General features: G+C 35.3%; 15 protein-coding genes and 1 pseudogene. All 16 read right to left on the bottom strand.

Going from position 1 to position 13,280, the window contains the following annotated elements:
- Positions 1-1,120 (bottom strand): nucleoside permease (locus ACGHIN_RS14575; RefSeq protein ID WP_390455028.1); only part of this gene is annotated, 1,120 nt, incomplete at its 3' end.
- A 21-nt stretch (positions 1,121-1,141) separates the two neighbouring features.
- A complete protein-coding gene (locus ACGHIN_RS14570) occupies positions 1,142-1,741 on the bottom strand; it encodes a bifunctional nuclease family protein (RefSeq protein ID WP_390455025.1) in 600 nt (199 codons plus the stop codon).
- Between the two features lie 180 nt (positions 1,742-1,921).
- Entirely contained in the window at positions 1,922-2,869 is a 948-nt protein-coding gene (locus tag ACGHIN_RS14565; RefSeq protein ID WP_390455022.1) for an electron transfer flavoprotein subunit alpha/FixB family protein, read from the bottom strand.
- Between the two features lie 42 nt (positions 2,870-2,911).
- Positions 2,912-3,658 carry an electron transfer flavoprotein subunit beta/FixA family protein gene (locus ACGHIN_RS14560; RefSeq protein WP_390455019.1) on the bottom strand — a complete coding sequence of 249 codons (747 nt, stop codon included), beginning with the start codon at positions 3,656-3,658 and terminating at the stop codon, positions 2,912-2,914.
- Positions 3,659-3,859: 201 nt separating this feature from the next.
- Positions 3,860-4,873, bottom strand: coding sequence for a T9SS type A sorting domain-containing protein (locus tag ACGHIN_RS14555; RefSeq protein WP_390455016.1), 1,014 nt, complete (start codon positions 4,871-4,873; stop codon positions 3,860-3,862).
- 252 nt (positions 4,874-5,125) lie between these two features.
- Positions 5,126-5,830 carry an SDR family oxidoreductase gene (locus ACGHIN_RS14550; RefSeq protein WP_390455013.1) on the bottom strand — a complete coding sequence of 235 codons (705 nt, stop codon included), beginning with the start codon at positions 5,828-5,830 and terminating at the stop codon, positions 5,126-5,128.
- A 78-nt stretch (positions 5,831-5,908) separates the two neighbouring features.
- Positions 5,909-6,832: a T9SS type A sorting domain-containing protein gene (locus ACGHIN_RS14545; RefSeq protein WP_390455010.1), complete on the bottom strand. Its 924-nt coding sequence runs from the start codon at positions 6,830-6,832 to the stop codon at positions 5,909-5,911.
- A gap of 114 nt (positions 6,833-6,946) precedes the next feature.
- On the bottom strand, positions 6,947-8,326 hold the full coding sequence (locus ACGHIN_RS14540; RefSeq protein ID WP_390455007.1) for a dipeptidase: 1,380 nt from the start codon (positions 8,324-8,326) through the stop codon (positions 6,947-6,949).
- Between the two features lie 168 nt (positions 8,327-8,494).
- Positions 8,495-8,776, bottom strand: a complete 282-nt coding sequence (locus tag ACGHIN_RS14535) for a hypothetical protein (RefSeq protein ID WP_390455005.1) — start codon at positions 8,774-8,776, stop codon at positions 8,495-8,497.
- A 136-nt stretch (positions 8,777-8,912) separates the two neighbouring features.
- On the bottom strand, positions 8,913-10,064 hold the full coding sequence (locus ACGHIN_RS14530; protein WP_390455002.1) for a class I SAM-dependent methyltransferase: 1,152 nt from the start codon (positions 10,062-10,064) through the stop codon (positions 8,913-8,915).
- Positions 10,065-10,110: 46 nt separating this feature from the next.
- A complete protein-coding gene (locus tag ACGHIN_RS14525; RefSeq protein WP_390454999.1) occupies positions 10,111-10,497 on the bottom strand; it encodes a GxxExxY protein in 387 nt (128 codons plus the stop codon).
- Between the two features lie 101 nt (positions 10,498-10,598).
- Complete coding sequence (locus ACGHIN_RS14520; RefSeq protein WP_390454996.1) at positions 10,599-11,039, bottom strand: DinB family protein; 441 nt, start codon at positions 11,037-11,039, stop codon at positions 10,599-10,601.
- Positions 11,020-11,493, bottom strand: coding sequence for a hypothetical protein (locus tag ACGHIN_RS14515; protein ID WP_390454993.1), 474 nt, complete (start codon positions 11,491-11,493; stop codon positions 11,020-11,022). Before ACGHIN_RS14515 ends, ACGHIN_RS14520 begins: the two co-directional genes overlap by 20 nt.
- Before the next feature lie 11 nt (positions 11,494-11,504).
- Positions 11,505-12,668 (bottom strand): methylmalonyl-CoA mutase family protein, encoded by a 1,164-nt coding sequence (locus ACGHIN_RS14510; protein WP_390454990.1) that lies wholly within the window; start codon positions 12,666-12,668, stop codon positions 11,505-11,507.
- Between the two features lie 75 nt (positions 12,669-12,743).
- A complete protein-coding gene (locus ACGHIN_RS14505; RefSeq protein ID WP_390454987.1) occupies positions 12,744-13,100 on the bottom strand; it encodes an FtsB family cell division protein in 357 nt (118 codons plus the stop codon).
- Between the two features lie 5 nt (positions 13,101-13,105).
- A pseudogene (locus ACGHIN_RS14500) lies at positions 13,106-13,280 on the bottom strand (uridine kinase); the annotation flags it as partial.

Raw genomic sequence — 13,280 nt, 5'->3', positions numbered from 1 at the left:
AGTTATTCTGAATGATCCATCCGCTTACCAGACTTCCGATCATAGCACCAAAGCCATTAGTCATCATCATAAATAATCCTTGCGCGGAAGAACGTATTTTAAAGTCCGTATTGGTTTCAACAAAAAGAGATCCTGAAATGTTGAAGAAGTCGAATGCCATTCCGTATACAATACATGAAAGGATGATTAAAACCAGCCCAAACCCTTCCGGAACTCCATATGCGAAGAATCCGAATCGTAAAACCCAGGCTAACATGGAAATCAGCATTACCTTCTTAATTCCAAATTTCTTCAGAAAGAATGGAATTGCCAGAATGAATAATGTTTCCGAAACCTGAGAGATCGACATTATCAAAGTAGACCGTTTTACCACTAAGCTGTCTGCATACTCCGGCATTTTACCGAAATCTGAAAGAAATGCATCTCCGTACATATTAGTCAATTGCAAAGCGGCTCCTAAAAACATGGAAAACAGAAAGAACATGGCCATTTTTCCGTTTCCGAATAATGATAATGAGTTCAATCCTAATTTTTCTAATGTAGTTGCATTTTTAGGTATTGTATTTTGTGGCGGGCATTTAGGCAACGTAAATGCATAAATCCCTAGAAGAATAGCAAATAACGCCGCAATATAAAATTGGTTCCCTGAATCTTTGTTATCTGTAAGATTAGTAATCCACATGGCTACAATAAATCCTATGGTTCCCCATACTCTAATTGGCGGAAAAACTTTTACCACATCGTAATCGTTATTTTTAAGAACATAATAGGCAATAGAATTGGATAAGGAAATCGTCGGCATATAGAAGAACATGGCAATCAGCATTACCCAGAAAAACTGGTGGGGATCAGAAACCTGAGGAAGAAAAAATAAGGTAATTCCGTATAGGATATGGAGAATTCCATAAAGTCTTTCTGCATTCATCCAACGGTCTGCAATAATTCCCGTAAGAGCAGGCATAATGATAGACGAAATTCCCAGGGTGGAAAATACTGCTCCAAATTCTGCACCACCCCATTGTTTTGTGCTGAACCAATATACTCCGATAGTAATCAGCCAGGCTCCCCAGACAAAAAACTGTAGAAAGCTAAGGATGGTAAGTCGTAATTTTAAATTCATATGTGGTTTTAAATATCTCTGTTAATCAATTTTCTTTTTTCTTCTCTTAATCTCTTCCTGGATTTCAAGGGCAGTGTCATAATCTTCTTCTTTTACGGCTTCATCCAATAATTTCTGAAGCTCTTCCATGGATAGGGATCTTAGGCTGTCTTCCGTTTGTACGGTTTCAGAAAATGATTGTTCTTCTTTGGATACATCTTCCAGTTCAAGAAGAATTCCCGCCTCATTCAATACCTGTTGGGTCGTGAAAATAGGGGCATCAAATCTCACAGCCATGGCAACGGCATCAGACGTTCTGGCGTCCAGAATCAGTTCTTCATCGTTGCTTTTATTCTTGAAATTGATATTGGAGAAGAAAACTCCGTCTACGATCTGGTAAATGATCACAGAAACCAACTCATAATTGGCAGAAACTATAAATTTTGTAAATAAATCGTGGGTAAGTGGACGCGGCGGATGAATGTCTTTCTCCAGGCCAAGAGAAATGGATTGGGCCTCAAAATTTCCTATCACAACAGGTAATTTTATATGTGACTCTTCATGCTCCAATAACAATGCGTATGCTCCCGATTGGGTCTGGCTATACGATATTCCGCGAATAATTAACTGCTTATAATCCATAACTACAAATATAAATTAATTTTTTATTGTAGGTTTTACTTTTTGCACAAAAATAAAAGCCCGGGAAGGGCTTTTACTTTGTTATTTTGTTCAAATGTCAAGATGAATTGTGAATAAACTCCGCTGCCAGTTTTTTATCCTTGACTATTCACTCACGAAGCTAAATTGACAGTTGACTATTTATCCTTTTAACGCTTTGATTTTTTCAGTTAATGCAGGAATGATCTGGAATGCATCACCCACTACTCCATAATCTGCAGATTTGAAGAATGGTGCTTCCGCATCGTTATTGATTACTACAATTGTTTTTGAAGAGTTAACTCCTGCTAAGTGCTGAATTGCTCCTGAAATACCTACAGCAATGTAAAGGTTAGGCGAAATCGCTTTTCCCGTTTGTCCTACGTGCTCTGTGTGAGGTCTCCAACCGATATCTGAAACCGGCTTGGAACAAGCTGTAGCCGCTCCAAGAACGTTAGCCAATTCTTCGATCATTCCCCAGTTTTCAGGTCCCTTCATTCCTCTTCCTGCAGAAACTACTACTTCCGCTTCTTTAAGGTCTAATTTTCCTGAGCTTTGTTCGTGAGAGATCACTTTAGTATCTTCATTGGCAACAGATAGGTTTTTCACTTCTTCTGAACCTGATACTGCATTTTCTTTTACTCCGAAAGCATTTTGGGAAACCGTAACAATTACTCCGTTTCCTTCTGCTTTGGCATGCATGAAACCTTTTCCTGAGAATGCTTTTCTTTTTACCTGGAATGGCGAAAGGCTTTCAGGAGCAGCTAAAGCATTGGTAATTAAAGAATGTCCGTTCATTACTGCTAACATCGGAGCAATAGAAGAAGCGTCTGTAGTGTGCGGGAAAACAATAGTTCCTCCGTTTGCCACTTCATTAATTGCCTGTGCGAATGCTTTTGCCGAAAAGCTTTTAAGACCTTCGTCTTTGATATTGATTACATTAGATGCTCCATATTTGTATAATACATCTGAAGAATCTGTTGGGTTTACAGAGATTGCGGTAACGGTATCTCCTGCTTGATCTGCAATAGCTTTAGCATAAGAAACCGCTTCAAAAGCCGCTTTTTTGTAAACTCCGTTTATATTTTCTGCGTATACGAATACTGCCATTTTTCTTGAATTAAAAGATTAAAAAATTGAACGATTACAAGATTAGATTACTTTCGCTTCTTCGTGAAGTAGTCTTACTAATTCATCAAGGTTATCCGGAGAAACAATTTTCACAGCTGCTCTTGGCGGTACGCTGTCATAAGAAACTCCCTGCACCTTTACTTCAGAAGAAGTTGGCTCTACTATCTGTAAAGGCTTTGTTCTTGCAGACATAATTCCTCTCATGTTCGGAATGATCAAATCTTTTTCATCTACCAGTCCTTTCTGACCCGCAATTACAGCAGGTAATTTTACAGAAATAGTTTCTTTACCACCTTCAATCTCTCTTACAGCGGTAGCTTCGCTTCCGTTTACGTCTAATCCTACAGATGCGTTCACGAAAGGCTGGTTCAATAACTGAGCCACCATCCCGGGAACAGAACCACCATTGTAATCGATAGATTCTTTACCGCAAAGGATAAGGTCATATCCTCCGTTTTGAGCTACAGCAGCAATTTCTTTTGCCGTAGAATAACTGTCTTTTGGATCAAGGTTTACTCTTACCGCATCATTGGCACCAATAGCCAATGCTTTTCTGATTACAGGCTCTGTTGCAGCATCTCCTACGTTGATCACTGTTACAGTAGCTCCCTGAGATTCCTGAAGTTTCACTGCTTTTGTTAAGGCAAATTCATCTAAAGGATTGATGACCCACTGGATTCCGTTCTTGTCAAAAGCAGATTTGTCTGCTGTAAAGTTAATTTTAGAAGTAGTATCCGGAACACTACTAATACAAACTAATATTTTCATGTGTACTATTTTATTTTTTCCCTTTAATGCATAAATACCAACCGGTTAAATGCCGAGATTTTATTTTTTTAATTTCTGTAAATATAAGCAAAAAATATATTATGCATGCATAATATATATTGATTTGTTATTCAGCGCATTAAAAATAACAAAAACGCTTTAATGCAAAGCGTTTTTGTATATTGAGAAGGATAGTTAAGATTATTTTTTAATAATTTTTTTAGAAAATTTATTCTCTTTTGTTTCAATATTAATGATATAGATTCCCGGGCTAAGATTGCTTACATCTATTTGGTCATTATCAATCTTTATATTATTTACTTTTCTCCCCGTTGCATCAAAAAGCTCAACTTTAGTAATTAGCGTTTTGGATTGGATTTTAATGAAATCAGTTGCAGGGTTAGGATAAACTGACAGGCTATTTTCTTCCATAGCAGCTTCTTTGGTTCCTAATACGAGGGTATTGGTAGCTGTAACCGTATAATCATCAAAAGAAGTGATATGAGCCACCGTATTCCCGGTGCCCACTGCTGAAACAAAATCCATTTCAAAAGGATCTTCTCCTACAGCTGCTGGTGTAACGGTTGTTGCGCTGGGGCTGAAAGTACCTTCAGGAGTTATCCATGAAGCAACTCCCGTTGTTTTATTGAATGCACAACTCACAGAAACCCAGGTATTGGCAGGATAGGTATTAGATCCTACAGTAAAACCGAAGTTAGCCGTTTGCCCTGTTGCATTATCTGTATAATATGCGATACCCATTATTTTTTGGGTGGCATAATTGTATCCTATGCCAGTCAATGTTTTATGAGTTGTGGTATTGTAAACTAATACGGTTCCCCTGCCTACACCGCCTGTAGCATTTCCGGTATATATGGCAACATCCACTTTAATGATATTATTCCCCGGAGTCCTTGCGGCCCAGGCGGCATCTAATCCGCTTTTCCACATATACCTTGTTCCTGTTGCGGTTGCACTTCCGGTAAGCTGCAATGATTTGTCATGAGAAGCATCTATGTTTACAATTTGAGCATCGGAATTGGAGCCGCCGGCAAAATCTGTGTAAAATCCTCCTTGTCCTGGAGTTGTTGCTGTAATATTCGTCCCAACGTTTCCTATAACATAGGAGTTAAAATTATCACTCTGTAAAATTTGGGCATTCCATGTCTGGGTTAATACCAACAAAAATGCATTAATTGATAAAAAATTTTTCATGTACATATTTTTTTTAATTCGGTTCTGATGGCTAAAGATTTAGTGGTATTTATCTCAAACATTTCACTTAACTGAGATTTGATACAAACTTACTTTATCTTTAAAATGGTATCAATACCTATTATTAGGTATCTTTAAACTGTAGATCAGTTCTATAGATAAGACTGCAAAAGTTTAAAAAGGTTGCCCGAATAAAAAATATATCCTTAATTTTTTTTCAATGCTTAACTATTTTAACAATTTGTTTTTTGACTATGCAGGTTTAGTTGCTCTAAACTCAATCTTGCTGGGTAAGACTCTTGGATTCATCTTCAATATATCCAGTACCAGGTTTCCCATATCTTCTGGCTGAATTTTCCAATTGTCTTTTTCAGAAGGAGTATTGCCATTGAAATGGGTTGCAACCGATCCCGGCATGATTACAGTTGCTTTAATATTATATTTTCTAAGATCAATCATAGCGGCTTGTGTAAAACCCACTACACCAAATTTTGAAGCATTATATCCGGTTCCGTTTTCAAAGAAATTAGCTCCGGCAAGGCTTGAAATAGTAATATAATATCCTTCTGTTTTCTTCAGCTCCTCCACAGATGCTTTTAAGGTATAGAAAACACCGGTTAAATTTGTTTCTATCATATCATTCCACTCCTCAGCAGATAATTCGTCTACGGGCTTAAAAACACCTAATCCTGCATTAGCAATTACATAATCTAATCTTCCAAATGTTTCAATAACGGTTTTAACGGCTGCCTGCTCGCTTTGAAGGTTTCTTACATCGGAAACCAATCCCAAAACTTTATCTGAATATTGTTGTAATTCCTTTTGAGCTTTTACTACATCTTCTTCTTTTCTTCCCGAAAAGGCAACCGAAGCTCCGTTTTCCAGTAATATCCTTGCGATTCCAAACCCAATCCCTTTGGTTCCTCCTGTTATATAGACTACTTTATTTTCCAACATATTATTAATTTGATGTCTAAAATAAAAAAAACGCTCCAAATTGGAGCGTTTGTATAATTGTAAAATTCTATTATCAAATTATTTCTTAATGAATTTTTCAGTAATAATACCATTATTGGTTTCTACAGAAATCAGATATGTTCCGGAAGATAAATGTGTTACATTAATTTTATTCTCCTCCAACTTCACGTTCATATTTTTTCCAGCCAAATCAACAACAGATACATTTTTGATCTTAGAGTTTGTCTTGATGCTTAAAATATCAGAAGTCGGATTTGGATACACCGAAATTACATTATTTTCAATTTTCGTTTCTTTTACTGCAAGAGCTGCTTCGTTATTAATTGCAACCCTATCAATATAAGCACTTCCCAAATAATTATCGTGTACAAAATCAATTCTGGAAATATTGTTCTGGGTATAAGCCTGCCCTGTAAAAATTAGTGTATTATTTAGATAATATTTAATATCGGTAGCTGTTGAAATTATTTTTAATCTGTACCAGGTATTTGCAGCCCAAGTGTGTGTGGTATCTACCAGAGTTGTAGATCCTGCGTTCACAATTAAAATTTTACCATTATAGGAAAAATTAATATAGGTAACTATATTTCCTGTTCCGGCTGTATTAACAGTTCTAAAGACAAAATCGGAGCTTGATGCACTTTGATCTGTTATTCTTACATCAAATGAAAGAGTAAAATTATTGTAGGTTAACGGAGCGGGCGGAGTATAAAACCCTCCCATTACCGGGGATGCTTGTGACCCATATGCACTTTCTTTTGTAATTTTAAAAGAATTAGTTCCTCCTACAGCAAGTTCGCTGGTTATAACCTGATTGGTTATATAAGCAGGGGGCGTTGCACCATTGGAAGTTGTTACCCAAGACTGCTGTCCATTAATATTTCCTGCAGTATAGCCTTCGCTACTTTCAAAAGAAATAAGTTGTTGCGCAAAAGATAATGCGGATAGTAATAACAAGGATACAAGATAAAATTTTCTCATGATAATTATTTTTTGGTTTTATGAAATAAATATAAAAATTTATATTCAATTAAAAAAATTATCACGTAAAAAATAAAAAATCCTTAAGATATTTCTCTTAAGGATGATAATTTATCATTTTGAATAATTCTCAAAAAATAATGGAATACTCTCAATTCCCTTATAAAAATTGAAGAGACCATAATGCTCATTCGGGGAATGGATCGCGTCCGAATCTAATCCGAAGCCCATTAAAACTGATTTGGCGCCCAACACTTTTTCAAACATAGCCGTAATCGGAATACTGCCTCCTCCTCTGTACGGAAGAACTTCTTTTCCAAACGCAGATTCCATTGCTTGTTTTGCCGCTGAGAACTCTTTAGTATCAGTTGGTAACACATAAGGCATTCCTCCATGATGAGGCGTTACTTTCACTTTTACATTATCCGGAGCTATTTTCTCAAAATATTTAGTGAATTTCTCCGTAATTTCTTCAGGGGTCTGATAAGGAACCAAACGCATGGATATTTTTGCGAAAGCCTTTGAAGGTATTACCGTTTTTGCTCCTTCTCCTGTGTAGCCACCCCAAATTCCGTTACAATCCAAAGTAGGACGAATAGAGGTTCTTTCCAGGGTTGTATATCCTTTTTCTCCTTCAACACCGTTTAACCCGATAGATTTTTTGAATTCTTCAGGATTATCCTTCAGTTTATTCATCTCCGTTCTTTCTTCCTCTGAAACCACGTCTACATTATCATAAAATCCATCAATGGTAATGTGACCATCTTCATCAATTAATTTGGCAATCATTCTTGAAAGAACATGAATAGGATTCGGAACTGCTCCGCCATATAATCCTGAATGCAGATCTCTGTTCGGACCTTCCACTTCTACTTCCACATAACTTAAACCTCTCAGACCGGTAGTAACCGTTGGCTGTTCATTGCTGTAAATATGAGTATCAGAAATCAGAATACAATCGCAGGCTAATTTTTCTTTATTTTCATTCACCCAATCTCCTAAGCTCACAGAACCTACTTCTTCCTCTCCCTCTAAAATAAATTTAACGTTGCAAGGAAGCGCATTGGTTTTCATCATGGCTTCAAATGCCTTTAAGTGCATAAAGAACTGTCCCTTATCGTCTGCTGAACCTCTTGCAAAGATAGCTCCTTCTGGATGAAGCTCCGTTTTCTCAATATACGGCTCAAAAGGTGGCTTTTTCCACAAATCCAACGGATCGGCAGGCTGAACATCATAATGACCATACACCAATACCGTAGGCAAACTTTTATCTAAAATTTTCTCTCCAAAAACAATAGGATATCCTTTTGTCTGACATACTTCAACATGATCGGCTCCTGCATTTTTAAGGTGTTCTGCACATACGTCCGCACACTTCAATACGTCATTTTTATAGGCAGGATCTGCAGAAATGGAAGGAATTCTCAATAATTCAAATAATTCATCTACGAAACGTTGCTTATTTTCGTTAATGTAATTTAAAGTCTCTTGCATTGTAAAATTTGTTTTGTTAAAAGTAAAAAAAATGCCCTGCAGGAGCAAACAAAAAGGATTTTTTTTCCGGCAGCTTTTTATTCATTGATAATTAAATAATTATCTAACGAGTAAATAAAAAAATGTCCTGCATTTTTCAGCAGGACATTTTATATCGTGAACTAATAACTAGTGTTCAGCTTTTGGAGTTTTTTCACCTTCAGCAGGTTTTGCAGCAGCGCTGTCTGTTTTAGCAGCTTCAGTTCCATGTTTCTCAGCAGTTGCTTCTTTTTTATGTTCTGCTGCAGCTTCATGACCATGACCATGAGCTTCTGCACCACCTTGTGGATCTTCAGAATATCTTTCTACTCCTTCTTCAAGTTTAAGGGTATTCTTATTTCCACCCGCCTGTATTTTTTTACAGCTTACCGCAACAGTTGCAATGGCTAAACATATAATTAATTTTTTCATATGTAAAATTTATTTTTAAAGGTCATATGGAATCGCACTTTTAGTTTATTCTAAATTATCTAAACAGCAGGCGATTTCATGCTTAAATATTTGAATTGCGCAAAATTAAGAAATCTTGTATTTGTCGGCAACATTTTCAGATTGATTTTAAAATAATTTTTCCTTTTTTGGACTGTGTAAAAATAAGGTAGTTCATTCCACCGTCTTTTAGCTGATATTTCTTCTTGATCTCTTCTGGTTTAAGCGGGTAATTTTTTGAAATAATATTAAACTGATCTTTCTTTTTAATTTGCTTGCTATCAATAAGTTCCATTTCCAGTACCCTTCCAGGAAAATCTGGCTGCATTTCGTAGGAAGTATAAATATGGGTATTCGGATGGAGCTTTTTTACATTAAATTTTTCAGCAATTAAATTAAAAACGCCTGCTTTTAGAATGGAATTATTAGGAATATAAATATATTTTTCCGGTTCAGAATATACTGCTTCTGCATTTTCTTCTGTTCCAAACGGAAATGTAAGAATCTTTTCATCACTTTCCAGATTCACACAAGTGCAGATAATATCTGAACTTTTTCCTTTTGATAAAAAAACAACAACTTCCTTCACTTCATTTTTCACAGCAATAATATCAAGACGAAAGATATCAGGAAGTACGGAAATTAAGTACTTTAGATCAATCAGGGGGGATAGCTTAATAACAACTTGGTCTGAAATAGAAAGTAATTTTCCCTGAATTTCCAGAATGTCGGGTGATAGATCTTCTAAGAGGAATACTTTGTTTTTAAGATCATCCCGTCTTGCCGGGTCTAAATAAATCACATTAAAGAATTCTTGGTTGCTATCAAGAAATTCTTCCAGTTTCTGATTGATAAATGTTGCTTTTTTATTCAGGACATTCCAATTGTGTTCTACAATCTCTAGTACATCCGGATTTTGTTCAATTAAAGTAACATCTTCAAAGTTTTGAGAAAGGTAATAAGCATCAATCCCGAAACCGCTGGTAAGATCAATGAATTTCTTTCCTTTTATAAATCCAGCTTTATAAGCTGCTGTTTTCCCTGACGATGACTGCTCCAAATTAAGCTGTGGTGGAAAGATAATACCTTCTTTTAATAAAAACGGGAATTTTTTAGAGGCTATCTGCTTCCCTTTGATCTGCTGAACGATTTCCTGCATGGAAACCTCAGGAAAAGGTGATTTTTTTAATAGTAACGCATGCAGATCTGAATTGAGATTAGCATTGATATAGCATTGAATTTCTTCCTTTAAGATTGCTTTTTTAACCACGGATTACACGGATTTGCACAGATGTTTATATTATAAAAAGTTTATTTTACCAATCCAGTTTTCCATTTACTTTTCGGAAGATGCTTTTATCAATATAATCTGTATTGAAGTTAACAAGAATCCCTAATTTTAATCCTGTTAACTTCAGATAGGTTAATAATTGCTGGTGGTGGATATTATTTATCTCTGTAACCGCTTTCACCTCAATAATAACTTTATCTTCAACTATAATATCTGTTATAAAGCTTGAATCAATAAAAACATCTTTAAATTTAATGTTCATAGGAACCTGGCTTCTAACTTTCAATCCGTTATTTTGTAGTTCATGAACCAATACTTTTTCATAAACTTTTTCTAACAAACCCGGACCAAGTTCATTATATACAGAAAATATAGATTTCCTGACATAAAAACTTATCTCATTTTCTTTCATCGCAAATGTGTTTTTGTGTTTTATATTTACAGATTTCACACATATTCATCTGTGCAAATCCGTGTAATCCGTGGTTAGATAAATTCCACCAACGGATAAATTTATCTTTTATAAAAAATATAATCAGTTAATAATCGTTCAATGCCCTCCTGCTTCAATAATGAGTTGATTTGCCCTCTATGATAGGTGGAATGGTTAATTGCCTGAAAAAGCATTTCAAAGATTGTGTTCTCAAATTCAGCTCCTCTCGAATTGTGATAGGTGATTTTTTTATCTAAATTACTGTTTTTAATAATCTGTATACTTTTCAAATAATTCTGATGATTAATCGCCTCAAGGCTTTCAAAGGGATTCGTTTGCCATACTTCAAAAGATCTTTCCCCAAGAATTCTTGAATTCCAGATTTGTTGAGCATTAAGGATATGATTAATTAAACTGATCGTTTTCTCCTTTATTTTCGGGAGATTCTCAGCGATGATCTTAATCATTTCTTTATTAGAATAATAGGTATACTCGAAAAGATCAATCAGTTTTTCCTTCATCTTTAAAACTAAGGTCTCTACGTAATGATATTGTGTTGGGAGATAGCGGATCCAGGGTTGTAAGGTTTTCATTTTCAAAATCTAGATAGAATAACAATCCATCTTCTTCAATAAATTCAATAAGTCCGTTTAGAAATTTATTTTCTTCCGATTTGCCATCTTGATTATTATACTGAGCAATTAATTTCACTTTATAGGGTTTCTCAGAAAAGTCTACAGAATATTTCACTTTTCCTATTTTCCCTTCATTTGGACCATTCGGAATCACAAAATTTCTGCCATCTATGACCAATCCTTCAAACTCTAAAGCTATATAACCATCCGAGAAAAAGGTAAAAGTTCCTTTTTTATTCTTTTGATCTGCTCCAGACCATTTTCCATGCAAATCTTTTACAGATTGTGAAAAACACATTCCGAAAATCATCAGGAAAAGAAATAATAAGTTTTTCTTCATTTTTCTAATACTTATTCAAACATTTCGGCCCAACGAACGGCTTTTATTTCTTTATCACTGTATAAATCTTCGGCAGATTTCTTAATGTCCAATTTCGGATATAAATTAACTCCAATGAGCTTTATTTTGCCTTCTTCCACCCATTTCTGCTCTTCAACGGCATGATCGTAGATCTTTTTCTGAATAATTCCTTGTTTATGAAGCTCTAAATATCCTCCTGCTTCTTCAATTTCCAAGAATAAAGCCCAAGATTTCTCTGCGATCTGTCCGGTAATATCTTCCACATAATAACTCCCGTTAGAAGCATCTTCAAACACATTGATAATACTTTCGTACGCTAACACGATCTGCTGCTTAAAAGATATTTCTTCTGAGTTCTCGGTACTCTTATCGACAAGGTAGTTATTGCTGTAAACGGCATCTGCTCCTCCGATCATTGCAGAAGCAAGCTCTAATGTGGAACGGATCAGGTTATTTTCATTATCTGGAACAGCTTTATTTCTCAATGAGGTTTCCGCAAAGATATATGGGATCTCATCCAGCCTGTATTCTTTTGAGAATTGGTTAAAAATAAGCTTAAATGCTCTCAATTTAGCCATCTCAAAGAAGTAGTTTCCACCTATGGCAATCCTGAAAACAAGTTTTTTGATAATCTCTTCTCCATACACTTCTGCGAGTTCTTTTGTTTTTGCCAACGCGATTCCCAGTTGCTGGTAAATTGCCGCACCTGCATTCTGATGAAGAGAAATGTCAACACAAATATTTCTTTTAAAATCTTTAGCCAGTAATTCTTTAGCAAGCTGATCATTTATTGTTCCTTCTTTCTCATCAAAGACATCGATCAATGAAAAATACTGATCTTCATCTTCAGGACGAATATGTTCTGCCAGATCTTTATTGTTGATAAAGATGGTTTTTTGTTCCAGATTTTCTACATTCTGGTTCAGCAGAAATGCAAAAACATCATTTTCCAGGCTTTCATGATAAGGAGCTACCAAATGAGTATTCTCCTCCACTTTCGGTAAGTTGGCTAATGGTTTTTGAGCCTTGTCATAGAAAGGCTTCACTTCTATTCCTTCCAGATTGTCTTTTTTAAGAATCGTATAAATATCTTCTGTTTTAAGCTGTTTTTGTACTAATTTTTCCCAATCCGGAAGTGTATTTGTATTTAACATTCAGTTGTAAGTTATGAGTTATGAGTTATGAGTTGTGAATGTAGAATTAATCATTCACTATTAACAGCTCCACCACTATTTTTTAGCAATATTAGTACTGTCAACAACCAGAATAAAGATCTCTTCATTCGGTTTTTTCATAAAATAATTTTCCCTGGCGTATTTTTCTTTTTCCGATTTGTTGTTCATCAGCTTTTTATAAAACGCATCATTTTTTTCATATTCTGTCTTATAATATTGCAACTGTTCTTCGTATTTATTGATCTCATCATTCAGCTCATTGATAACTAGAAATGATGTTTTATCAAAGAAAATCATCCAAACCAGGAAAAGAAATATGGTAATGAAGTATTTATTCAAAACATATTTTTGAATAAGCTTGAATGTTTCAGATTTTGGCTTGATATCTTTTATCAGTTTTTTTTCTGCCATTGATCTTAGTGTTTTTTCAATGAGTTTTTAATAACAGTAGTTAAAAAATCAATTGCCACGGAATTCTGTCTCATATTGGGAATAATGAGATCGGCATCGTTTTTAGATGGCTCAATAAATTCCTGGTGCATTGGTTTCAGAGTGGTCTGATAACGGTGTAATACTTCGCTCAGATCCCTT

Origin of the sequence: Chryseobacterium barbadense, from assembly GCF_042849955.1 — a bacterium.
Classification (GTDB): Bacteria; Bacteroidota; Bacteroidia; order Flavobacteriales; family Weeksellaceae; genus Chryseobacterium.
Note: the sequence above shows the minus strand (reverse complement) of the source record. Positions and strands in the feature narration are given on the sequence as shown.

Bases quoted from the DNA above. Each gene is read 5' to 3' on its own strand.
- ACGHIN_RS14570 (WP_390455025.1), bottom strand. From the start codon at position 1,741: ATGGATTATAAGCAGTTAATTATTCGCGGAATATCGTATAGCCAGACC.
- ACGHIN_RS14505 (WP_390454987.1), bottom strand. From the start codon at position 13,100: ATGGCAGAAAAAAAACTGATAAAAGATATCAAGCCAAAATCTGAAACA.
- ACGHIN_RS14525 (WP_390454999.1), bottom strand. From the start codon at position 10,497: ATGAAAGAAAATGAGATAAGTTTTTATGTCAGGAAATCTATATTTTCT.
- ACGHIN_RS14540 (WP_390455007.1), bottom strand. From the start codon at position 8,326: ATGCAAGAGACTTTAAATTACATTAACGAAAATAAGCAACGTTTCGTA.
- ACGHIN_RS14515 (WP_390454993.1), bottom strand. From the start codon at position 11,493: ATGAAGAAAAACTTATTATTTCTTTTCCTGATGATTTTCGGAATGTGT.
- ACGHIN_RS14565 (WP_390455022.1), bottom strand. From the start codon at position 2,869: ATGGCAGTATTCGTATACGCAGAAAATATAAACGGAGTTTACAAAAAA.
- ACGHIN_RS14550 (WP_390455013.1), bottom strand. From the start codon at position 5,830: ATGTTGGAAAATAAAGTAGTCTATATAACAGGAGGAACCAAAGGGATT.
- ACGHIN_RS14520 (WP_390454996.1), bottom strand. From the start codon at position 11,039: ATGAAGGAAAAACTGATTGATCTTTTCGAGTATACCTATTATTCTAAT.
- ACGHIN_RS14560 (WP_390455019.1), bottom strand. From the start codon at position 3,658: ATGAAAATATTAGTTTGTATTAGTAGTGTTCCGGATACTACTTCTAAA.
- ACGHIN_RS14510 (WP_390454990.1), bottom strand. From the start codon at position 12,668: ATGTTAAATACAAATACACTTCCGGATTGGGAAAAATTAGTACAAAAA.
- ACGHIN_RS14555 (WP_390455016.1), bottom strand. From the start codon at position 4,873: ATGAAAAATTTTTTATCAATTAATGCATTTTTGTTGGTATTAACCCAG.
- ACGHIN_RS14535 (WP_390455005.1), bottom strand. From the start codon at position 8,776: ATGAAAAAATTAATTATATGTTTAGCCATTGCAACTGTTGCGGTAAGC.
- ACGHIN_RS14545 (WP_390455010.1), bottom strand. From the start codon at position 6,832: ATGAGAAAATTTTATCTTGTATCCTTGTTATTACTATCCGCATTATCT.